Raw genomic sequence first — 22,045 nt, 5'->3', positions numbered from 1 at the left:
TGAACATACTTTTGTGCAGTAGTTAAATAAAAAGAGAGCATGGAATCATCCATCCCCTCTTCAAAGTGTATATGACTTTTAAATTTATCGATTAAATCATCCATATTAAGCACCTGGCTTAATTTCACCAACTTCATAACGGTAAACAGCTGGTTCAAATGGTGAATAAACTAATTGACCATCTAATAGGTTATAGATTTGGAAACCAACTTTATTTGTACCACTAAACTTCTCAATTAATTTTTGTAATTCCATTGCTCCAATAACATCTTGAATGTGGAAAGCTTTGAAATCACCAAAATAGAATACTGGTTTAGTTGGATCAGTTGCACTTGCTTCGTCTGTAAAGTCTAATTTATGACCAAGTAATGTGTAACCTACACCATCTTTCGCTTCATGCAATAAAGGACGTCCAGTTGTATCAGTCATTCCTTCTAAAACCGTTAAGGCTGCACGGTTCACAATCCACATTGATTTCTTTAAAACTTCCGTAACAGGTTGCCCTTTTAATTTAACTAATTGTTGGTATAACTTTTGAGAATAACCTGTTGCATTAATATCAATCGTTTCTGATTCATAGTATTTAACAGCTTTTTTCGCTAATGCACCAGGGTTTTCATTGTCCTTGTCATCACCATTAAACATATAGTTTGTTTCTTTGCGTACATAAGCCTTTTTCAGCTCGTCCACAACGATTTGTTCAATTGGTGCACCTGTCATCTTAAGAAGTTTCTTAGTTACAGTAGCAAGCGCATCAAATTCTGCTGGACTTAATAGAATTTCATCGAATTCAATTGCTGTTTCTGTAATTTCATCAGATGCACCGCGTTCTTTTTTACGTACGTTTGCATCAGCTTTCTTCACAAGTACAGGATATTTTACATCACCTGCTGTTCTTACAACTGTTCCGTATTTACGTAATAAGTTCTCTTCTTGAGCATACGTAATAATTTCACTCGCAATGACTTCTGGAATAGTTACTGATCCATTACCAGCTTCAATACCAAGTGAGCGTGCTTCGGCTTCAGAGATTTTACCAACCACAAAGTTTGCAAATGCTGAGCGAATTTCTTTTTCTTTATTTTTAGTAGATTTATGACCACGAGTAGAAAGACCCGTTGCAATAGCTGTCATTGCTGCATTTCGTTGTTCTGGATTTACATTTGAACGACTTTCACCAGAACCGCCTTCGTCACCTTCTGTCCCTTCACTACCTTCACCACTAGAACCTTCGTCACCCTCATTAGATCCTTCTTCGTCTCCTTCATTACCAGAACCATCTTCTTCAAGATTTGCTAATTGATCTGCAACTTCTTGTAATTGCTTATTAATTTCATCAATCTCTTCCTGAATGGTTGTTAAATCTTCAGCACGTAATTCTGGACTCTTAATTTTTGTACGTAATTCTGTTAATCTTTCTTTATTTCGTTTTTGTAGTGCTAATAATAATTGTTTGTTCATTTTATTTTCCCTCCAAAAGTTGATTTATTTGTTTAATCATTTTCATTCGTTGTTCTACTTCTTTACCGATCTCTTTACCACGTACTAATGATGCTTCAGTATCATCATAAGCTGGTATAGAAACAACTGATATTTCATAAAGCTCTACTTCTTTAATCGTCCTTAATGCTGGTTCAACATTATAATCCCAGTTTTCTTCTGTTATCCAAAATCCAAAAGAACATTGATTAATATCACCCCTGGACATACTTTCTGCTAAATCACGACCAACAGATGTATTAGGTAATTCAATTTCAAATTTCAACCCTCTTTCATCCTCTTCAAGTCGTAATGTACCGCTTTTTGTTCTACCAAGAACGTTATCCCAATTATGATTAAATAACGCCCTAATATCTCCATTCTCAGAAAGAGAACGAGCAAATGCCCCTGGTTCAATAACTTCATCAAACCAACCACCAATAGACGTTTTTGAATTAAAAACAGCTGCATAACCAGTTATGATAGAAGGTGTTTCTTCTGTAGCATCCCTGGTATTTAATTTGGTGATGTCAAATGTCCTTGTTTCCTTTGTCTTTGCCATTTCCATCACCTCCCTTCAATGAATCGTCTGTAGCATTTTTCTGACCTATTTCAGTCAAGTCATTTGAAATATAAATAGCTTGTGATTCAGGTGTATTTTGTTTAGGGAATCCCAGCATATCTGCAACATTATCTGGTGATGTAATCCCAGTACGTACAATGTTGTAACCGATATTTGTTTTTGTGCTATAAGTAACAAAATCAAGGATATTAATCTTGAATTTAATGCGTTTGTCTGAATTTTTGTCGAAAAAAAGAAGACTCAAATGGTCTTCAAAGTTTTTCATTATTGGTCTAACTGCTTTGTTATGCAAATACATCATTGCTTTCTCAAGGTCTTCCTTGATTAAAGCTGTGTATGTATCCACATTTATACCCAGGAATTTACCTAAATCCTTTTTATATACATTTAGATATGCTAAAGTCTTTTCATCGTCTAATGGACTTTTAAGCGTGTCTATTGAATACCCTTTTCCAAGAGGAATCATTTTAACAGACCTTGATTCATCAATTGATTCTAATTGATCTAAAATCTTTTTGATTAATTTAGACTGTGCTCCATTTTGTGGATTTATATGAGCATCCAATTTCAATATAAATGCTAATAATCCACCTTTTTTATACTTATCGGTTAAGGTTTTTTCAGCTGACATCACACCTTCCAGTGTATCTTTACCTAATTCAAGAATACCTTTCCCTTTTAAGTGATCTGCACCAATATTTTTCACATGACGAATCATAAATGATGGAATTTCTTCTCCATTCACTTTAAAATGTTCTATTAACCTATCATCTAGTTCTGTATAAACATTAGATGCCAGATGTAATTGATCTCCATCCAGCACCGGAAAGGCTTCACCTTGGAGTAAATAAGTGTTTGTCATTAATTTAATGAATTCCGATTGTGTTAAATAGTTGTTTGGATTCTTCAAAACTTTAAGAGCCAAGTCATTCTTAAGTTCCTTGCCCTCTTTATCTTCCACAACTATTTCAGATAACATCATTTGATTACTAATATCCTGTAATAACTCATAAACATCAGAGGATTCCAAGATATTATCGTCACTTACATATCTACCACCATAACGAATGGCATTATTAAAAATATCTTCAAACCAGCCACGTTTTTCAGCTTGTCGATACAAATAATTTGAAAACCGATCTCGTAAACCCAATTTTTCACCGCCTTTCTATCTATAAATATCATCTAAATATTCATCGTAATCTTCATCTGGAATAGCATCTTCCATCATATTCAATGTTTCTTTATGTCCAATTAACATAGCCACAAATCCATCAATATGTTCAGGCGATTTACGTTTGGATGGTGTTTTTAAATTGTTGATATTAGTAATTACTTTTGCATTACTCGCACAATAAATTAATAATTGATTATCAGTTATTACTCGATCTTGAAGCAATAATATTTCAAAATCATCAAGTGGCTCATTCATATGTGTTGGATATTGCGGTACCTCCACACATGGGATACCGAGCATTTCCCATTTTTCAACGAGCTTTTCAGCAAGTGCTGGATCATAATTGATTTGTCGTAAATCAAAATTCTCAAATACCCATTCTACATATTCGTTTACCATCTCTTCATCAACTGTTTTACCAGGGCAAATAATCGCAAACCCATGTTCAGCAAACGCACGATATGGAACATTTCGTTGCTGTTCTTTATCTTCAATTCCAAACTCCGGAATAAAATACATTTGCTTAACTTTTAGAATCGCTTTTCCTTCTTCATCATAAGTTGGAATGTTTATCGATACACAAGTTAAATCGGTACGTCTCGATAAATCCACACCAACAACGCAAGTTAATCCTTCGACATCTCCCAAATCATCCACAAGCATTTTATCCAATTGGTCTTTATCAAAATACGTTTCAGCATAGTTAACAAATACATCTAAATGCTTTGATAAGAATTCCGCCTTATTAAAACTATTATTTTGGGCTTCTTTAAAAGCATTTTCAAGAAACTCCATGTTAACTGATACATCCATGTTTGGATTGACCATTCGCCAAACATCACGGTCTTCCCAATCAAACTTTTTATTCGGCTCATAGATCATCATGAACCAAGAATCATCTTTATCCTTATCCAAAACTTCTTTTGCATAAGTATAAATTTGAGTTCCAAGCGAGCCGGTATTCTTCCCTGCTGTGGAAGTGATGATGTTGAGTGGTTCTTCTTGGGCAATTTGTGCTGAACGTAAGTTATCGTATTGCTCACGATCCATTTGAGCATGGACTTCATCAAAATAATTGATATACGGGTTTTTACCTTCGTTACCAGCGTTATCTTTTGTAAGAACCTTGATTACATTTGCATATTTAATATCGTCTTCCACAAATGTGTATTTAATTGACTTAATCGTATCTTCCTTACCTTTATAGATACGCGTATCTGGACGTAAATCAGGACTATTTTCAATTGTTAAAGCAATTGGTCCAGCTGCATTTTGACATTGTTCAAAAGTATTAGCGGAAATATAACAATCTGCGCCTTTTACACCTTCACCGTACATCGCATAAATAACAGGTGAACCGCCCATGATTGTTTTTCCGTTTTTCTTCGGAACCTGCAAATAAGCAGTACGAATAACACGCACCGCTTTACCATCTTCATTATATTTTTGCCATCCATAGATGTTAGCAAAGTAAAATTTTTGCCAGGACTCTAAAATTAACGGCTGCCCTGCCCATTTTCCTTTTGCATGTTTTAAGAATGTTTCTGTGAAATAAATCATCGCATTTGCTTTTTCAACATCGAACCAAATATCTTTTCGTTTCTTCCATTTCTTATATCGTTTGATTGCTAATTTAATAGAATCAGAATATAAGTGCGGGGCTGCATCTACTTCAGAAACGAATATATCTGCATAATTTGTTTCAAAATCAATCATCGGCTTTTCATCTTCCTAAATTGCACTAATTTGTTGTTATCAGTGGGTTTATCGTCCTCTTCCTGCTTTTCACCTTTTCCAAGAAGAACCCCACTATTTTTAAGTAAATCCTTGTTCTTTCCATCCAGTCCTAATTGCCCCAAATATTTCGCTTTTTGCTTCGACCAAACTTCAACTTGTTGAGCTAATGGATGCTTTGATTCTTTTACATCACCATTTACATTCTTTGTTTTTTGGACTGTTGGAAAGTTTAAATTCTTCCACAATCCATATTTGACGCTGTATATCTCAACTGCATCAAGATAAACTTCAATCAATGGGTCAAGCGCTGGTGAATAAGTTCCGGCTTCAACCAAAACATCCATAATACGCTGCGCTTCGATTTCTTTTTTCTTTTCAGCTTCAATTACGACCTTCGATTTTCTGGCCATTCCTTACATCACCACCTAAAAAAACGAAATTTTTTTCAAAAAACCATTTTGAGGCGCGCGTTTGCACCCCCACTCCCTATCCCCCCAGATGAGCAAAATTTATTTTTTTGATAGGGGGGCTTTATAATTTCCAGTCAAACTTTTTCTTTTTCTTATAATTCTTATCGTATTTCTCATTACTTTCTTTTTCTAAGATTGGATGACATTTATCACAAGATGTCGCAACATTATTAGGATCTAACTTCAATGAAGGATCTATTTGAATTGGAACAATATGATGATGATGTGCTTGCTTACCAAACACGAACCTTCCACATCGTTGACACAATCCTTTATCTCTTTGATAACAGAATGACTTTAAATCTTCCCATGCTTTCGTACGATAGAATGATTTGTTCTTTGAATAAACAACTGTCTTCTTTCGTTTACGTCTATGATTCGGACAATATCGTCCTTTATCAATTAATGTCTTGCATCCTTGTTCAGCACAATACTTCATGATAGTAACTTAATGATGTCTTCTTTCCTTTTAACATCAGCTGGTATCTCAACATTAATCGATGCAGCATGTTCACGTAATTCTTTCACTGTCATATCCTCTAATTCAGTTACTTTAACATCAATCACTTTATCGTCAGCAAATTTAGCAATCATACTCTTAGGATTTGCAGTTACTTTGAATCCTGGTTCTTCACCTGTAGGAACAAATAAACTTCGCTTTTCTTCATTATCCCAATACTCAGTACCTGATATTGTTTTTCTAATTTCAGTAATCATTACTATCTCACTCCTCTTAATCTTGATTTATCAATTACCCATGTCTTACCGATCTTCTTTGCTACAATCTTTCCAGTAGCACATAGATTTTTAATATGACCAGGCGATACTTTGAGAATAGATGCAGCTTCATGTACACCGATTACATTATGAAAGGATGTATTCATTCCCTCACCCCTTATCAATCTAATTCCTGTACTTCCTTTGCTTTAAGGACTTGAATCATAATTACCAAACAAACCATAAATCCTGTTCCACATCCAAGAAAGTAACTAAACCAACTCATCTCATCACTTCCTTATCCAAAATAAAAGCACCCATGTTGGATGCTTTGTTATCTATATACTATTCTTTTCTTTGTCTCCTAAAGTTAGTTATCATTTAAGAATTACTGTTGGTCTCTTCAGAAGAATGTTATCATCATGGATATTCACAACTTTGAATTCCCCCAGAATTGGCTTCTCGTTATCAAATTGAATATATCCTATCGCTCCGTTATATTGAAAATTTTTAAAAGGTTGTTTAAACCCATTACTGTATTGACTAATTGTTATCTCATTACCGTTTGTATTAAACATCCCACTCTCATTATACTCTACTCCATCTATAACTAACTTTGAAAAATGATTCAAGTAAGTGCACCTCCTTCTCAACACTTACATTTCGACAAAACCTAACAATATCCTTTTTCACATAATAAAAAGAGCAACCATGCATCAGTTGCCCTTTCGTCAAAATCTTATGTTATTACTATAATTCATTTTTTCAATAGTTTCTGTACACCTTGTATGCCCTACATAAATGTGACATTAGAACTCCTCTACAAACTTAATGATCTTTCTTATCTCAGCGTGCTTACGTCTGATATAACCTGGACTATAATGTAAGTGATAAGCAATATCTTCTAATGTCATACCGTCCATATATTTCATTTTTAGTATTCGGTTATCTAATCCTGTAAACTTATCAATCAAATACTTTAAATCATACATTTCATTCATCTTATGTGCTAACTCATATTCAATGGCTTCAATACGATTTTCTACCTTAGCACCTTCTGACTCAGCAGTTAAACGTACTTCTCGCAAATCACCACTGATCCAGCGTTTCAATTCAGCTTTTGTTTTATCTAAGTTGTATTCTAAATAAGTGATTTCTTCTTCTAATTTCTGATAGTCTTTCAGCCAGTCAAAAATGATGATTCACCTACCTTTTTATTTATTTTTCTATATTCACATTGTAAAATTATAGATAAAATGGAAAGGGGATTTTAAAATGGAAAATCCAGCACTTAAATTACATGTCCTTTTGAGACAAGCCCGTCATTATTGTACTAACAATAATGGTAATCATACTCCCTTTAGAAATACTTGGTCTACAGTATTCCAAGTTGATGCAGAAGATATTTCATCTCTAATAAATTCAATGCATTCAATGCTTTCTCTTGTTGCAAGCACCAGAGAATATATCGAGAAAAATGAAAAGTTATATAATGAAAAAAATTTAAATTTTTTAAACCGAATTGAAAGCGCTCTTTCTCCAATGAACTTTGAAGGTAATATGAATCACTTCCTAAACTATATCGATAACGAAACATTGACTGCATTATCTTACATGGGTGACAATATGAATTTCGTATACGATTTTCAAGAAGATCCAATTGACGAAGAAGAAATTAATAATTTAATTGATGAAATTAACAATTTAATAGACAGCATCACATACTCTACTCTTCCTGAGGATGTTAAATCGTTATTATTTAACAACTTAAATTCAATAAGAACATCCTTATTTAACTATAGAATCTCTGGTATTGAAGGTATGAAAACAGCCTTAGGACAAACCATTGGTTCATTGTTCATAAATAATGAAGCTATTTCACCTGTAGTAGAAGATGAAAATGTCAAAGGTGTCTTTAAGATTGTTGATAGAATGAATTCAATTTTATCAATTGGTGTTGCAGCTAAAGATTTAATCGGTCCAGTAGTTGGTTTTTTACTTAACAAATAGTCATATTGATAAGGGAAACGGTATCTATCGTTTCCCTGTATATAAAAATGGATGATATAAAATGCATCTGTTTCATCCATTAGACAATCAATCTCATAAAACACGTTTATTTTCCTTTCTAAGACGTTTTATCATTTATACGACCAAATGTATTAAGAAAGAAAAACACATTAGTTTTTTCTCAATCTGAAAAGCCATTTTTTCATCAGATTGAAATTTAGTAACGCTTTTGGATTAGTATTCACATTCCGGTAAATGAATTAGATATTCTTCTTCATCTTCAAAACACTCTAAGCATTTTTCGCAATGGTACATATAACTCACCTACTTTTCTACAAAATTCAAATTGTATTAATATCCTGAGCCGAAACCCAGGACAAATACTTATTCCGCAACACTTTCATCATCAACAATCTTTAATTGACCAGGAGCAACTTCCGTTGTTCCATCTGGATTAACGTTGTACTCAACACCTTCATGCGGTTCTTCATAGAATTCATCAATCGACATTTGAGAAGGTTCAAGAATGATAGAAACATTTTCCCCAGCGAATGGATAAAGTTTATTGATTTTATCTTTTGTATCACCTTTTACATTGAATTTAAGAACCGTTTTCTTGCTATCACGTTGAATAGATACGAATTCAGCACCGATTGGTTCAACATCACTTTTCTCCACAGTTAAATGAACAATAGTACCTGGCATTTTTAACAACTCATCAGCATGTGGTAATTCATCACTTAGTACATGGAACATTAAAACTTCTTTTTTATCGTCCTTTTGCATTTTCTTGAATAAAACGTTCAATTTTATATTGGTCATGTCTCCCGACTCCTTTTGTATTAGATTGATATTAGAACTAAAGTTTTTCTGTTATTTCTGTACATTTCTAGCCTTAGAAAGTCTTTCAGCCGCTTTCTGTCTTTGTTCTTCTGTCATAACTCTTAAATTTTTCATTGTTACTTGTTTTTCTTGAAGAACACCTTTTACAGCCGTCGGCCTTCCATCCTCTTCCTCTAAGGTTTGTAACTCACATAAATTAGCTAGTTTTCTTATGTGTTTAGGAACAGTAGAGTAAACGTTCCACTCACCTGTACTATTATCGAAAACCAGTGTAGTTTCTTGCTCTTCACGAGAATATGTCATATTAAAAAGCTCCTGTTTTCAAGTAGTGTTTTGCATGGTAATAAAGGACATGATATATCCAATTACCAACAAACTTTTTATCTAAAAAGACAATTTCAAAGTCATATTTCACTTTAAAAGTATTAAGCCTACCGAGTAATGCTTTTGGGTTGTATCTTGATTGATAATCACCTGTAAGTATTTTTTCGTAACCACGCGGATCTTCCACAATTAAAGTGAATGGAATATCTTTTGAACGAATTAACTCATTTTCAAATCTTGTTTGCGTATCTTTTTGTAGGTTACTTGTAATTTCATCAATACTTGCTTTTCTTTCTATCCGACGATCTAAATAGATATCTCGTGGTATTCCAAGTTCTTCATTTTTGGGAATCATACAACCATAATCACCTGTATCTAACTTTTGAATCTTTACCGGTATATCCTTTTGAATTAAGTAATCACGAATATGTTGGTTCTGTTGTTCTCTTGTATCAATCACGATTGTGAGTGTTTTAAGAATTTTATTTATTTCTGTATCTGTGTAATGAAAACGAATCATTTTGATTCCTCCAGTAACTTTGGGTTTTCATAGATATTTCCGATTACTTCAGCCCAGTGTCTCATTCTGTGAAGGTACCAACCGCCACAACATAATTCCATTAACTCGTTATATCCAACCTCATAATTTCCATCTATATCAATTGAACCTTGGAATGGATGACCACTAATTTGTACAATATCCCCTTCATAAATCGGAACATTTTTCTTGTCTTTTAATCCTGTGTATTGCATTAAGATGATATTACCTTGCTTGTACTCATATAATGGATCATGGAATGATTCAACATCATATTCCATCATGTTTTCCATTAATCCATCTAATGCCCAATCTCTTAAAACCCAAGCTCTAAATTTAATTTCTCTCATCTTCAAGCCCCTTTCCTTGCATATAAAACCGCCCGTTCATATATCTTTCTAGCCATTGCATTCGATTCATCATTTTCAAATTGGCGATAATCCTCATACATATCTGTCCAACCGTTCTTAGCAAGAACAACCGTCCAGTCATAGAACATTTGTAATGAATCAGTATCAGCAAGCAACCATTCATTTAATTTTTGATTATGCTGCCATCCGCAAAACTGATTAACAATCTTCAAGATAGTAACCTTCTCATTGCTTGCATCCTTCCAAGATTTAAACCAATCATAAATGGCTTGATAATTTTGTTCGGCAGCCTTCATAACTTCCGCTGGAATTAAATTTTGTTTTTTTATCGCAACTTGATTATCTTTTTCATCAAGATAGATATTTGCACCTGATTTCCAAATCACACTTAAAATTAATAGTACTTTCATTTTTCGAAGAAACTCCCTTCGGGTTATTAAAAAATAAAAAAGTTATTTAAAAACCCTCAAATGTTACTAAAGATTTTCTTTAATAACCCAACTGAGCCTTACAGCCCCAAGGGATTCAGCAAAAAGGGTTACTTTTGTTATCAATGTTTGGGTATTACTGCTCCTAATATATATATTTATATTTTTTATTTTTTTATTTATATAAAATCCCAATAACAAAAATAACAAAACAACTATAAGATATAACTCAAACCATTGATATTACTGCATTTAGGTAGGGTTATTAAAAATCATAAAGGGTTATTTAAATAACAAAAAGGTTACTGAGTGACCTTAAATTTGCTATTTTCATGGTTTTCAGTAACACCTTTAGTAACAGGCTTACGCTCATTTAAGGTAATTCCTGTAAGAAACGTTCTATTTTTAGAACCCTTCATTTTTCCAAATCCTTTCGTTTCTAACATTCGATAGAAGGATCTATTTCCTAAGGTTCTTTCACCTGATTTAAAGCACCAATTGTCATAAACGTTATATAATTCTTTTGCTTCAATCTTAATCGCTTCATTTTCAGGCTCGTCTATATAACAAACCTCATCAAGGAATGGGGCTAAAATATCCATATCCTCTTTGTATTGCCCTGTTGCTTCTGCTACGACCTTCGGTTCTTTCAATCTTCCCTGCTGCCACTTCATGCAACCCTCAATCGCCCAATTCAAGATACCTGGCATTTCTAAAGATAGCTTTTCAGGTAATCGTTTATCACGCTTATGAGCTGGTAAATTAAGATTAAATGGTATTAACTTAACACGTCTCCAAATCCCTTCATCAAGACCGCCAATAACTGGTTTATGGTTAGTCGTGAAGAATACTTTAAATTCTGGAATAAACTCGAAATATTCTTGTCTCAAGAATCGTGCTAATACTGGTTCGCCACCTGTAATTTGTTTAACAAATGACTCAGAAAGCTTTTCTCCTTCTTCACTTTCAATCGCACTTACAAACCGCGCTCCAACAAGTCGAGCGATATCATTATTGGCTCCTGTATCTTTTTTCTTAATGAATGTATCTGCCTTTGCTTGTTTACCATATTCACCAAGTAAATCTTTGATGGTATTAATAAATGTTGATTTACCATTCGATCCACCACCGACTAAGAACATCATAATTTGCTCTGAAATATCACCCGTTAGACTATATCCAATAAGCCTTTGCATATAATTCACAAGTTCTTTATCACCTAAGAATATTTGATCTAAGAACGCTAACCATGTTGGGCATTTCGCATTTTCATCAAATGCAATATTGGTGATTTTGGTTAAACCAATTTCTCTATCATGCTGCTGTAGCTTTCCAGTTTTTAAATCAACAATGCCATTTTCAACATTGAACAAATATTTATGTCTATCAAAGTCCTCACGTTCTCCTGGTACTAACGGCATTAAATCTTTAATGCTATTCATTCGGATATTTCTGCGCTCACACATCCGTGCCCATTTCATTTCAGATTCGTCTTCTGACTTATAGAGACTGCGAAGTACTTTTGCTGTAATTCTTTCAATCTCTTTCTTAGTGTCTAATTTCCACCGTTTTCCGTCCCATATAAACCAACCAATGTCGCTAACATATTTGATTACATGACCATATTCATATGCGATACGTTCAGCATTTCCAAGCTCTGTTAAACGGAATTTCTTTTTTTGCTTGTCCTCCACAACCTCTTCTGCATTTCCATTATGGAAATCAAAAGAGAATTCTTCGAATTGCTGTTTGTTGTCTAAAATAGTTGTGGAAGTTGATGAAATAGCGGTTGCTATCGTTCTTTCGCCATAAGTTTCATTCGTGTCTCTGAAATGAATAACATCCCATTTGTCACGCATAAGACTTGTTTCACGAAACATCGAATCCATTCGAGTTGCCGATTTTCCTGTCCAAAATGCAAGATGATTACATAAAGCAAGATCACTTGCCGAATGATCATCATTGATTAAGCTGCCATTGTATAATGAACGAATTTCATCACCGTTCTTACTGCGAAACATTCTTTCCCATAAAGCATCATTTGAAATTTTAATTTCGTCTTTCTCAAATTCTGCTAAATTTACACGCCCTTGAATGTCGCTATCATCAAAATACTTTTCGAACACTTCAGCTAGTTCATCCGTACGTTCATATACATCATTAGAATTTTCACGATTTCCAGTGAAAGTGAAAAATCGACCGTATGAGTAAATTTCCAAACCATGTTTAGTATTTTTCCGTCCAGTACCTAAAACAGATTGTGGAAGATTCCCTTTGATAATGATGTGAATCCCTTTCCCTGATGGAGAAAACTCTGTATAGCTGTCTAAGGTATCAATAATTTCCGTAGCAAAAGCATTTGTTTTTTCATCTACAACACACTTATCAATATCAATTCCGATATAGTTATCCTGCCTACTAAACACAAACCCTATGCCGTCATAGTCACCTTCTAAATAGAATTTGACTGCTGTTGCAAATGTCGACCAGGTACGTCTATTGTTTGCCTGTGCCATTTCTCCATCTACTTGATACGGCACTTTTGTTGGCTTATTATTTCGTTTTTCAAACCTCCACAAAATCCATTGAGGAAGGGCTTTTAATTCAGCAGGAATTTCATTAAAATTGTATGGATTTTCTTTCATTGCGCCCTCCAATTAACTTTTTAGGGTATAAAAAAGAGAAGTCGGTAAAACCAACCTCTCTATTTAGTTATTATCAAAATGGCAAATCACTATCACCAACAATAATTGGCTCACCAACTTGTGTTGGTGAATTCACTTTAGATTTATCGAAGAATTTTGCTTTAGGATATATTTTAGTTTTATCCTTTTTATCCGCTTGATGTTTAACAGTAATCAATAATGACTTATTAAAAAGTTGTTTAGCCATTTCCTCTGCACTGTTAAATGTAGTGTCATGAGGGAATGCACAAGCTCCAAGTAAGCTATTAATTTTTTTAATGTTGTTTTCCTTAAATTCCGGATTGTCATTATGGAAATAGAATGTGTTATATCGAATTTTCTCTCCTTGGTGATTTTGTGGAACATCTGAACGAATTTCGAAATCTAAATCTAATGTTGGATGACCTTGAAAATATTTCGCTGTTGCGTTAATAATAGTCGCTTCATATTTACCTTCTGCTACTAACTCAAAACCTTTGCTTACGTTTGTTTCATCAAATTTAAAGAATGACATTATTTATTTCCCCCTTGTTTTTCTGGTACATAACCAATTTTAAAAATATCTTCATGAGCACAAGCCTTACGATTATCCAGTTGATTCTTTGCAAAAATGTAAGGTGAAGGCTCTAGAATAAACCCATAATTTTTTGTTTCTTCATTGATAACTGATTTCGCAACCACTTGGCATAGACCCATAAAGTTGTTTAAAATCTTGATTCGAATATCTGGATAAGCACGATTGACAGATTGACCACTAGGTAATTCCCACTTGTCAGTGATTTCCCATGCTGTAAACACAACACGCTTTCCTAACGTTTGGATAAATCGAATACTATCTATTATGAAAAAATCAATTTGCTGGTAATTTGCTTGTGAAGGAACACGATTGTTATTCCCTTCGCGACCTAAGTTTGCAAGCATGGATCTAGTTAACTCTGAAATGTTATCGAAAAAAATCGTATCGTATTTTGATAAGTCAGATGTGGATAAATCTTTCATGAGTGTATTCCAATTCGTCCAAGCTTCATAAGTATCAAATTGAACAATATCAATATTCGAGTTACCTGATAATGGAGCTTGTGTTTTATCGATTGGAATATAAAGTGTCTTACCTTCTAAATAGTTCGCTGTAGATGTTTTACGCATACCAGGATTACCATAAATTAAATATGTTGAGTTATCCGTTGTAATACTAGAAGCATTTGTGATTTCCATTTAATTCACCCTTTCGCCATGCTTTTCAGAACAAAAATTGAACCTTCGAGGTCAAAGATTTTACTTTCAGTATTCCGAATGTTTTGTTCAACGATAGGTTTCTTTTCTATTAACCTTTCTAAATTCCGTTGATATTCGCTTAGCCTTCTTTGCTCTACTTCTAGTGACTTTTCTAATTCCTCAATACCAGCATTCAAAATGGAATCACTTCCTTCTGCTGAATGAGCTCATATATTTCCATAAGATCCTGTAACCCATGTTCATAAGCGACAATCATTAATGAAGCATGTGGATCATCACTGTGTTTATACCGTTCTATTAAATTCATTATGATCTGCATTTTAGATTCAATTTTTCCTTGCAACATCCAGTCTTGCAAGTTCATATCACTCACCTGCCACTCTCTTTGTGGAATGCGACTCTACATATTGTAGGATACATTCTGTTTCATCGTGTATGTGATCACCGTCAATATCTCGGTATTCTTCACCGAAATAGATTTCTTTACCACAACTTCGACAATGATCCATAACGTTATTTATCGCTGAATCATGAGAATTCCCTATAATCATTGTATTTTCAATTATGATAAATCCCTCCCACATGGTTGTCCTTCAAGAATCCAACCTATGCAATCATCATGACAATTGGGACAAGATCTGTGTGGGTTATGTTTATTTAACGCTTTATTAGCAATTTCTTTTAATCGTTTTCCTGATGTATCATCATGTTGTGCTGTTATTTCCATCAATGACTTTTCATAATCAACCTTTTGATTAGTAAGTTCTTCTATTTTGTGAAACATAGCTAAAATTAAGCCATCTCCAGCAAGTGAACGCCATTTTTCACCGTGTCGAAGTGCATGGAGACTACCACCTTCGTTTAATTCATTCACAACGGTGTACTTTCCGTCATACAAATTAATTCTTTTCATTGCTGTTCCCCCACCACTTCATAATCCACAGTTTTTCTAACGAATACACCGCCATATTGGAAAGATAATTCCTTCGCTGTATCGTAATCAAATTCCGTAGCATCATTTATATTTTTAGAGAAGTTTGCAATAAACACACCATTAGAGACAAACAGTTTCCCTACCATTACCAAATATGAAGTTTTCACTTCAAATTGCTCATTCATTTAAGACGCTCCTTTACACAAATAAATTTCATGCTATAATGACTTTGAATTTTGTTTTTCTAAATCACCTGTTGGCGCAGGTGGTTTTTTTATACAGCTCGAAAGCATTCAACGTTTTGTTCCGCAATTAAGTAATTCGTTAGATTCCCTTCAAGTACGGCATCCTGTCCAAACATAAAATACTTATCATCTTGCTTAATTTCGCAACCATAGAAATCTTCAATTGGATGATCAGACTCCTTAATAGTTTGCTTTTCAGCAATGTCTTCCACAAATAATGCATCGATACTACTAACTCCAATATGTAATGGAACCTTTCCAGTAGCACCTTCCCATTCAATTGTTGATAAAAATCCAAAGTTATTTTTAAATGTTTTAAATTGTGCTGCCGTAAAACTAACCTTTGCGCCTGATTTAAAAACCAATGTTACTTCTTTCAATTAACTCACCTCTAATCTACTATTCTGGTATAATCTTCCTTGAAAGGAGGTTTAACCAATGAAACTAAATCAAGACTGTGTAAGAGATCTTCTTCTTGAATTAGAAGAGAAGCTTACTATTAATGATTATTTTGTATTACCACATTTCAACAATCTAGATACTGTCTCAAAGCATGGATTTGATGACACATTCTATAGTTTTAAAAAACTAGTTGAAGCTAATTACCTGAACGGAAGCTGTAAATATGGAAGTAACGAATTAATTAATTTATCAATTGATTCTATATCATGGGACGGTCATCAGTTCTTAGATACCATTCGTGACAATGCAATTTGGTCAAAGACTAAGACTGCCGCAAGTTCGCTATCCAGTGTATCTATTTCCATCATGTCAGCATTAGCAACAAGTTATTTAAAACAACAATTTGGTTTATAAATTAATTAATTTATAATCGGTTCTTTGCATTGAATTCATCCATGAATTTATTAAATGCATAAAAAAAGTGTGTGAATTTATCTGGAGAGTAGTCATTGCTATCAAACACTAAGGCCAGTGTTAAATGGCTCTCTCCTTTTCCTTTTAAATTTCTGATATCAAACGATGTTGGATTTTTAATCTCATAAGTTTCAATTGAGATATGTACATACCTATCTTTGTTTACTTCCGGAACATGGTACTCCAATTAACTCACCTCCCTTCGAGTTGAAACCTTACGGTTCATTTCACTTAACTTACGTTTTCTTCTCATCTCAACTACAAATAATTGCGTTGGATTATTTCGAACCTCAGCACATTGTTTTACAACCTCATGTGCTTTCATTAATTTGCTTGCTGATAAAACACCATTCATGATTTATCACCTCTTTTCTTTTCTGATTCTTTATCTTTACGAGCAGCCAATATACGAGGTACCGATGTTTTCATAAAAAACTCTGCCATTTTTAATGCTGTTTCTTCGCTTGGCGGATTATCCAATATTGTGCGTTTCACTTTCTACTACCTCCACCCCTAAAACTTCATGTTTCATGAAGTTTGTTGGTAAAAAAATTTCTCCGATCTCCGCACCGAAATATTGAGCGATTAAGAACATTTCATTGGCTTTAAATTGAGTAACACTATGTTCTTTGTTTATGTATGTTCTTTTATCAATGCCCAATAATTCAGCCATATCTTTTTGAGTCAACCTTTTACTCATACGAAAAGATATTAATTTATCTTGCAACTTTGTTCACCTCCTTGCTAACGTACTTCATGATACATGAAAAAATGACAAGTTTCAACAATTATTTTCATGTTTTATGAAATTTATTGTTTAAAACTTCATGAAATGTGGTATAATGTATTTAGAGAGGTGGTGAAACTTCATGAAACAAGATATTTCTAAATATGTAGGACAACAGATAAAGAACTATAGGAAACTAAAGAAGATGACTCAAAAGGAATTAGGTTTACGAATTGGAAAAAAGCATAATACAATTTCATCTTATGAAAATGGAACAAATGAACCTGAACAAGATGCACTATTTGCAATATCAAATGCACTAGATGTATCAATCAATGACTTGTTTCCTTCGACAATGGAACCTTATATGCCCACTAAGAAAACAGCTCATATAATAAATGAATCCCAATATAATTATTTTCCAACATCAATTTCAGCCGGTCTCCCACTATGTGTTGATTCAATATCAGATAATGAACTTGAAAAAATATCAATACCAAATTCATTAATGGGTAAATGGGCTGGAAACAACGATGTATTCGTAACAAGAGTTAATGGTGATTCAATGAATAGAGTTATCCCACATTGCTCTATAATTGTGGTGAAAACTGTAGAGTTATCAGATCTCAAAAATGGAGATATAGTTGTTTTTAGTAACGGCGGAGACTACTCTGTTAAAAGATTTTTCCATGATAAAGAAAATGAGCGTGTAATATTTAGACCTGACTCATACGATAACAGATTCTTTGATTACACGGTTTCTTATGAAAATGCTAAGAACTTAAAGATACACGGAAAAGTAGTTCTTTACATCGTAGAGTTAGACTAGTTAAATCCTTAGCGCTAGGAATTTAATGGACAGCCCGTACAGCTGTCCTCTTTTTTAAAAGGAGAGATAAATAGTGACTGTTGGAATTTATATAAGAGTAAGCACTGAGGAACAAGCACGAGATGGCTTCTCTATTTCAGCTCAACGTGAGAAATTAAAAGCGTATTGCGTGGCACAAGACTGGGATAGTTTTAAATTTTATGTGGATGAAGGTGTATCAGCAAAAGATACGAATCGACCACAATTAAATATTTTATTAAATCATATTAAGCAAGGCTTAATTACTACTGTTCTCGTTTATCGTTTAGATCGTTTAACTCGTTCTGTTATGGATCTATACAAATTACTTGATACATTCGATCAATATAACTGCGCTTTTAAATCAGCCACAGAAGTTTATGACACTTCCACAGCGATGGGAAGGATGTTTATTACAATTGTTGCGGCTTTGGCACAATGGGAAAGAGAAAATTTAGGTGAACGTGTTCGAATGGGTCAATTAGAAAAGGCACGTCAAGGAGAATATTCAGCAAAGGCTCCATTTGGCTTTGATAAAAATGACCACAGCAGACTTGTTATAAATGAAAAAGAAAGTAAAGTTGTTTTAGACATGGTAAAGAAGGTTGAAGAAGGTTATTCTATCAGACAGCTTGCAGAGCGCTTAGATAGCCATGTAAAGCCCATTAGAGGATACAAATGGCATATACGTACCATATTAGATATTCTTTCTAATAACGCCTTGTACGGGGCTATAAGATGGTCTGATGAAATAATCGAAGGAACACATCAAGGAATCATTACTAAAGATAGATTTATGAAGTTGCAAAAAATTTTAGTGAGTAGACAAAACATTAAAAAGCGACAAACACAATCAGTTTTTATCTATCAAATGAAATTAATCTGTCCAAACTGTGGTAATCGTTTAGCTAGCGAACGTTCTATATATTACAGAAAAAAAGATCAAAAACATGTGGAGAATAACCAATATCGTTGTCAAGCATGTGCTTTAAATAAAAAAGCAGCATTTGCTACAAGTGAAAAGAAGGTTGAAAAAGCATTTTTAGATTACATTTATAAATATCGTTTCAAACAAATTCCACAATTAAAAAAAGAAGATGATGAATTCAACATTTTAAAGAAACAGTTAGCTAAAGTAGAACGACAAAGAGATAAATTCCAAAAAGCCTGGTCTAATGATCTAATGACAGATGAAGAGTTTACAAATCAAATGAAGGAAACAAAAGGTGTATTAGAAGCAATCAAAGAAAAACTAAATTCGTTGAATCTTAATAAAAACGAGGAGATAGATAATGACATTCTAAAAGAAACTATAAATAATATCAAAGATAACTGGTCAAACCTATCCCCTACTGAAAAAAGACAATTTATGAATATGTTTATCGAGAGTATCAAAATTGATAAAGAAGAAGGAGCTACAGAAGTTTTAGACATAGTATTTTTTTAGTATTTATGTTACATTTACACAAACAAAGTGCTCTTGTTGTAAAAAACGCATCTCTTCCATCATATAACTAGCACAATCTTCTGGACTCCGAATACTATATCTGTTTTGGTACTCTAAACGTACCATTCTTCTTCCTAATTCAAAAGCAGCGATTAACTGAGACGCCTTTGCTACTCCTACTCCATGAATGCTTGTCATCTCTTCCATTGTAGCATCTTTCAACATTCTTAATCCGTCAAAATGATATAAAATTTGATCCGCTAATGTTAGAACAGATTCTTCTTTAGAACCCGTTCTAAGTAATACTGCAAGAAGTTCCCGATTCGATAAATTACTTGCTCCTTCTGCTAATAAACGCTCCCGTGGTTGTTCTTCTTTCAAAACATCACGAATACCGTTCATATGTTCACTCCTTTTTCAATTTTTCGCAAAGAAAACCCCATGCAATTTTAAGCATGGGATGCATCACTATCGAACTGTTTTAATTCACGAATAAGACGCGCAATTGGTAAACCCACTACACTGTAGTAGTCTCCTTGAATATGATGAACAAAGATGGAACCTTTCCCTTGAATACCGTAACTTCCTGCCTTATCAAGTGGTTCTTTCGTCCCAATATACGTATCAATCTCTTCTTCTGTTAGTTCCCAAAATGTAACTTCCGTACGTTCATAGAAAGTTACCGTTTTTTCTTTTGAAATGAGCGCAACACCTGTATATACTTCATGTGTTTTCCCTGACAGTAATTGCAACATTTCCTTTGCCTCCGCCTCATCGGAAGGCTTTCCAAGAATACGTGACTCATATGTAACAATCGTGTCTGCTCCTAACACTATACCATCCTCATGATTTTCTGCTACAGCAGAGGCTTTTTGCAAAGCAAGCGACATCACGATATCTGAAGGTGACGAATACGCACCGATTGTTTCTTCTATTTCACTCACAACAATTTCAAATGGTACATCCGCTAGTTCAAGTAATTCCTTCCGGCGTGGTGAGCCAGAAGCTAGAATAAGTTTTTTCATATTTTCTCCTTTCTTTCTTGCACGTAACAGAAAAATATAACTTAATCGTATCAAATGAATATCTTTCCCACAAATTGAAAAAAATATCATTTTCTTTTCAGGAAATTGACTCTTCCCTTTGTATACGACTATATTCTGTACACAAAAAAAGCACTTTGATCTAAAATACAATCCAAAAGAAAAGAAAGAAGTCTCGGCACTTCTTTCTTCTCATTTTATTATCTTACTCTTTTGCTTTGTGCGAAACCACTTTTTCATAAGAAAGCAAACCATCAATGATAACTTGATTCAATTTAGCTACTGCTTCTTTATTAGTTTGTCCTTCTTTTATTGTTTGCATAGCTACTGATGCATACGTATATATTTTTTTTACATCCTCACGCTTAATTGATTTCCCCTCTTTTTCAATTGCCTTCCATTCCTTTTCAATCACTTCTATTTCTTTCGGATTACTTTTACTTCCAGATTGTATACTAGTCGAGTATTTTACAAAATGAATGTATAAGGACTGCAACTTACTTAACAATGGACCCGATTCTTTATCATTTTTCAGCAATGCCCGGTCTGTAATTTCCCATTTCTTTTTCAAAACTGATATACCATCTTTCTTATATTGTTCAATCAATTTCTCTGCGGATTGCTCGTCACTAGAAATTCCAACTACAAGTGAATATTTATCATCCATCGGTTTAATCGCTGCTACGCCTCCATTATCTTTCCACTCCTGAGTAGCTGCCTGTCCTTTTTCTTCAGAAGAATAGAGACCTCCTTGCACGAAATATAAGGTGATCGGTTCTAAAGCAGCTGCATTTACCTCTTTCGTTTTTTCTGCTTTTTTCTCTTCAGCCGTTACTTCATTTCGCTCTGCTTCATGATTCTTTTCTCCACTTGTCACCGTAGTTTCCCGAACTGTACCTTGCCCCGTTAACAAGTGAAGCATTCCCATCCCTAACACTGTGCCAATAATGATCGCGGTAGCAACTATAACAATAAAAGCATTATTCCATTTCTTCCGGTGCTGTCTGATAGATGGCAACTTATTTTTTTGAAACGGCACTACATTTTTCGGTGTTTCACTCTCTACTACTATCCAATCAAACTCAACTTTTTCCTTCTTCTTTTCTTCATACTTTGCTTCCGTTCCATTTACTTTAACCGAGATTGTTCGTGATTGCTTGTCCATACCCTCACACCTCACCTCTTATCATTGTCCGCATCATAACATATTCACTTCACAAAAAAACGAGATATTTGTCGGAGAGGTTCGTCAAATTGTCCCATATAGTTATCCTATATGTATGCATTTGACTTCATTTGTAGAACAAAAAAACTAGGGTAGCCGCTACC

34 protein-coding genes and 2 pseudogenes are annotated in these 22,045 nt (G+C 34.0%); 4 read left to right on the top strand and 32 right to left on the bottom strand.

The window, feature by feature from the left end; genetic code table 11:
* The 11 genes and pseudogenes from CN288_RS29555 to CN288_RS12545 form a co-directional block, all read right to left on the bottom strand.
* Window positions 1-104: pseudogene (locus CN288_RS29555) on the bottom strand (phage gp6-like head-tail connector protein); the annotation flags it as partial.
* 1 nt (window position 105) lies between these two features.
* A complete protein-coding gene (locus tag CN288_RS12590; protein WP_098302364.1) occupies window positions 106-1,461 on the bottom strand; it encodes a phage major capsid protein in 1,356 nt (451 codons plus the stop codon).
* Window position 1,462: 1 nt separating this feature from the next.
* Complete coding sequence (locus CN288_RS12585; protein ID WP_098302363.1) at window positions 1,463-2,041, bottom strand: HK97 family phage prohead protease; 579 nt, start codon at window positions 2,039-2,041, stop codon at window positions 1,463-1,465.
* Complete coding sequence (locus CN288_RS12580; RefSeq protein WP_098302362.1) at window positions 2,010-3,215, bottom strand: phage portal protein; 1,206 nt, start codon at window positions 3,213-3,215, stop codon at window positions 2,010-2,012. Before CN288_RS12580 ends, CN288_RS12585 begins: the two co-directional genes overlap by 32 nt.
* Before the next feature lie 15 nt (window positions 3,216-3,230).
* Window positions 3,231-4,955: a terminase large subunit gene (locus CN288_RS12575; RefSeq protein WP_098302361.1), complete on the bottom strand. Its 1,725-nt coding sequence runs from the start codon at window positions 4,953-4,955 to the stop codon at window positions 3,231-3,233.
* The gene (locus tag CN288_RS12570; protein WP_098302360.1) at window positions 4,952-5,386 is read right to left on the bottom strand and encodes a P27 family phage terminase small subunit; all 435 of its coding nucleotides are present in this window, start codon (window positions 5,384-5,386) and stop codon (window positions 4,952-4,954) included. The genes CN288_RS12575 and CN288_RS12570 overlap by 4 nt, the downstream gene beginning before the upstream one ends.
* A gap of 121 nt (window positions 5,387-5,507) precedes the next feature.
* Window positions 5,508-5,885 carry an HNH endonuclease gene (locus tag CN288_RS12565; RefSeq protein WP_098302359.1) on the bottom strand — a complete coding sequence of 126 codons (378 nt, stop codon included), beginning with the start codon at window positions 5,883-5,885 and terminating at the stop codon, window positions 5,508-5,510.
* Window positions 5,882-6,163: a hypothetical protein gene (locus CN288_RS12560; RefSeq protein WP_098302358.1), complete on the bottom strand. Its 282-nt coding sequence runs from the start codon at window positions 6,161-6,163 to the stop codon at window positions 5,882-5,884. Before CN288_RS12560 ends, CN288_RS12565 begins: the two co-directional genes overlap by 4 nt.
* A 2-nt stretch (window positions 6,164-6,165) precedes the next feature.
* Window positions 6,166-6,330: a helix-turn-helix domain-containing protein gene (locus CN288_RS12555; RefSeq protein WP_098302357.1), complete on the bottom strand. Its 165-nt coding sequence runs from the start codon at window positions 6,328-6,330 to the stop codon at window positions 6,166-6,168.
* 210 nt (window positions 6,331-6,540) lie between these two features.
* On the bottom strand, window positions 6,541-6,795 hold the full coding sequence (locus CN288_RS12550; RefSeq protein WP_098302356.1) for a hypothetical protein: 255 nt from the start codon (window positions 6,793-6,795) through the stop codon (window positions 6,541-6,543).
* 177 nt (window positions 6,796-6,972) lie between these two features.
* Window positions 6,973-7,359 carry a hypothetical protein gene (locus tag CN288_RS12545; protein ID WP_098302355.1) on the bottom strand — a complete coding sequence of 129 codons (387 nt, stop codon included), beginning with the start codon at window positions 7,357-7,359 and terminating at the stop codon, window positions 6,973-6,975.
* A 79-nt stretch (window positions 7,360-7,438) separates the two neighbouring features.
* Here CN288_RS12545 and CN288_RS12540 point away from each other — a divergent pair, with 79 nt between their 5' ends.
* A complete protein-coding gene (locus tag CN288_RS12540; protein ID WP_098302354.1) occupies window positions 7,439-8,173 on the top strand; it encodes a hypothetical protein in 735 nt (244 codons plus the stop codon).
* Between the two features lie 384 nt (window positions 8,174-8,557).
* On the opposite strand, the gene CN288_RS12535 is transcribed toward CN288_RS12540, so the two are convergent.
* From CN288_RS12535 to CN288_RS12470, 14 genes are all read right to left on the bottom strand, one after another.
* Window positions 8,558-8,995, bottom strand: coding sequence for a hypothetical protein (locus CN288_RS12535; protein ID WP_098302353.1), 438 nt, complete (start codon window positions 8,993-8,995; stop codon window positions 8,558-8,560).
* A 51-nt stretch (window positions 8,996-9,046) separates the two neighbouring features.
* A complete protein-coding gene (locus CN288_RS12530) occupies window positions 9,047-9,319 on the bottom strand; it encodes a hypothetical protein (protein ID WP_098302352.1) in 273 nt (90 codons plus the stop codon).
* Window position 9,320: 1 nt separating this feature from the next.
* Window positions 9,321-9,860 (bottom strand): ERCC4 domain-containing protein, encoded by a 540-nt coding sequence (locus CN288_RS12525; protein ID WP_098302351.1) that lies wholly within the window; start codon window positions 9,858-9,860, stop codon window positions 9,321-9,323.
* Window positions 9,857-10,228, bottom strand: a complete 372-nt coding sequence (locus tag CN288_RS12520; protein WP_098302350.1) for a YopX family protein — start codon at window positions 10,226-10,228, stop codon at window positions 9,857-9,859. Before CN288_RS12520 ends, CN288_RS12525 begins: the two co-directional genes overlap by 4 nt.
* Before the next feature lie 2 nt (window positions 10,229-10,230).
* Window positions 10,231-10,659, bottom strand: coding sequence for a hypothetical protein (locus CN288_RS12515; protein ID WP_098302349.1), 429 nt, complete (start codon window positions 10,657-10,659; stop codon window positions 10,231-10,233).
* Between the two features lie 320 nt (window positions 10,660-10,979).
* Entirely contained in the window at window positions 10,980-13,322 is a 2,343-nt protein-coding gene (locus tag CN288_RS12510; RefSeq protein WP_098302348.1) for a phage/plasmid primase, P4 family, read from the bottom strand.
* Window positions 13,323-13,395: 73 nt separating this feature from the next.
* Window positions 13,396-13,875, bottom strand: coding sequence for a DUF669 domain-containing protein (locus CN288_RS12505; protein ID WP_098302347.1), 480 nt, complete (start codon window positions 13,873-13,875; stop codon window positions 13,396-13,398).
* Window positions 13,875-14,576, bottom strand: a complete 702-nt coding sequence (locus CN288_RS12500; protein ID WP_098125249.1) for an AAA family ATPase — start codon at window positions 14,574-14,576, stop codon at window positions 13,875-13,877. Before CN288_RS12500 ends, CN288_RS12505 begins: the two co-directional genes overlap by 1 nt.
* A 5-nt stretch (window positions 14,577-14,581) precedes the next feature.
* Entirely contained in the window at window positions 14,582-14,773 is a 192-nt protein-coding gene (locus CN288_RS12495) for a hypothetical protein (RefSeq protein ID WP_098302346.1), read from the bottom strand.
* Window positions 14,770-14,970, bottom strand: a complete 201-nt coding sequence (locus CN288_RS12490; RefSeq protein WP_141527959.1) for a hypothetical protein — start codon at window positions 14,968-14,970, stop codon at window positions 14,770-14,772. Before CN288_RS12490 ends, CN288_RS12495 begins: the two co-directional genes overlap by 4 nt.
* Window positions 14,963-15,148, bottom strand: a complete 186-nt coding sequence (locus CN288_RS12485) for a hypothetical protein (protein WP_441296555.1) — start codon at window positions 15,146-15,148, stop codon at window positions 14,963-14,965. Before CN288_RS12485 ends, CN288_RS12490 begins: the two co-directional genes overlap by 8 nt.
* A gap of 11 nt (window positions 15,149-15,159) precedes the next feature.
* Window positions 15,160-15,510 (bottom strand): hypothetical protein, encoded by a 351-nt coding sequence (locus CN288_RS12480; protein WP_098125247.1) that lies wholly within the window; start codon window positions 15,508-15,510, stop codon window positions 15,160-15,162.
* Window positions 15,507-15,716 (bottom strand): hypothetical protein, encoded by a 210-nt coding sequence (locus CN288_RS12475; protein ID WP_098302344.1) that lies wholly within the window; start codon window positions 15,714-15,716, stop codon window positions 15,507-15,509. The genes CN288_RS12480 and CN288_RS12475 overlap by 4 nt, the downstream gene beginning before the upstream one ends.
* An 89-nt stretch (window positions 15,717-15,805) precedes the next feature.
* A complete protein-coding gene (locus CN288_RS12470) occupies window positions 15,806-16,156 on the bottom strand; it encodes a YqaI family protein (protein WP_098302343.1) in 351 nt (116 codons plus the stop codon).
* Window positions 16,157-16,214: 58 nt separating this feature from the next.
* On the opposite strand from CN288_RS12470, the gene CN288_RS12465 reads away from it, so the two are divergent.
* The gene (locus CN288_RS12465) at window positions 16,215-16,592 is read left to right on the top strand and encodes a DUF2513 domain-containing protein (protein ID WP_098302342.1); all 378 of its coding nucleotides are present in this window, start codon (window positions 16,215-16,217) and stop codon (window positions 16,590-16,592) included.
* A gap of 10 nt (window positions 16,593-16,602) precedes the next feature.
* Here the strand turns inward: CN288_RS12465 and CN288_RS12460 are convergent, their stop codons facing one another.
* Genes CN288_RS12460 through CN288_RS12455 form a run of 4 tightly spaced genes read right to left on the bottom strand, consistent with a single transcriptional unit; the run spans window position 16,603 to window position 17,379 of the window.
* The gene (locus CN288_RS12460; RefSeq protein ID WP_098302341.1) at window positions 16,603-16,839 is read right to left on the bottom strand and encodes a hypothetical protein; all 237 of its coding nucleotides are present in this window, start codon (window positions 16,837-16,839) and stop codon (window positions 16,603-16,605) included.
* Complete coding sequence (locus CN288_RS28760; protein ID WP_176527667.1) at window positions 16,840-17,007, bottom strand: hypothetical protein; 168 nt, start codon at window positions 17,005-17,007, stop codon at window positions 16,840-16,842.
* Window positions 17,004-17,147, bottom strand: a complete 144-nt coding sequence (locus CN288_RS28755) for a hypothetical protein (RefSeq protein WP_176527666.1) — start codon at window positions 17,145-17,147, stop codon at window positions 17,004-17,006. Before CN288_RS28755 ends, CN288_RS28760 begins: the two co-directional genes overlap by 4 nt.
* Window positions 17,125-17,379 carry a helix-turn-helix transcriptional regulator gene (locus tag CN288_RS12455; protein WP_098302340.1) on the bottom strand — a complete coding sequence of 85 codons (255 nt, stop codon included), beginning with the start codon at window positions 17,377-17,379 and terminating at the stop codon, window positions 17,125-17,127. The genes CN288_RS28755 and CN288_RS12455 overlap by 23 nt, the downstream gene beginning before the upstream one ends.
* Before the next feature lie 142 nt (window positions 17,380-17,521).
* Here CN288_RS12455 and CN288_RS12450 point away from each other — a divergent pair, with 142 nt between their 5' ends.
* Together CN288_RS12450 and CN288_RS12445 are read left to right on the top strand one after the other, a co-directional pair.
* Window positions 17,522-18,208, top strand: coding sequence for a helix-turn-helix domain-containing protein (locus CN288_RS12450; protein WP_098302339.1), 687 nt, complete (start codon window positions 17,522-17,524; stop codon window positions 18,206-18,208).
* A gap of 73 nt (window positions 18,209-18,281) precedes the next feature.
* Entirely contained in the window at window positions 18,282-19,673 is a 1,392-nt protein-coding gene (locus CN288_RS12445) for a recombinase family protein (RefSeq protein ID WP_098302338.1), read from the top strand.
* A gap of 15 nt (window positions 19,674-19,688) precedes the next feature.
* Here CN288_RS12445 and CN288_RS12440 read toward each other — a convergent pair.
* The 3 genes and pseudogenes from CN288_RS12440 to CN288_RS12430 form a co-directional block, all read right to left on the bottom strand.
* Window positions 19,689-20,075 (bottom strand): annotated as a pseudogene (locus tag CN288_RS12440) (UPF0758 domain-containing protein); the annotation flags it as partial.
* A gap of 47 nt (window positions 20,076-20,122) precedes the next feature.
* Window positions 20,123-20,698, bottom strand: a complete 576-nt coding sequence (locus tag CN288_RS12435) for a Maf family protein (protein WP_026593522.1) — start codon at window positions 20,696-20,698, stop codon at window positions 20,123-20,125.
* A gap of 223 nt (window positions 20,699-20,921) precedes the next feature.
* A complete protein-coding gene (locus CN288_RS12430; protein WP_098302336.1) occupies window positions 20,922-21,881 on the bottom strand; it encodes a stage II sporulation protein B in 960 nt (319 codons plus the stop codon).
* Between the last annotated feature and the right edge of the window lie 164 nt (window positions 21,882-22,045).

It is taken from the genome of Bacillus sp. AFS023182 (genome assembly GCF_002560575.1).
Classification (GTDB): Bacteria; Bacillota; Bacilli; order Bacillales; family Bacillaceae_G; genus Bacillus_A; species Bacillus_A arachidis.
This window is presented reverse-complemented; position numbering and strand designations above follow the sequence as displayed.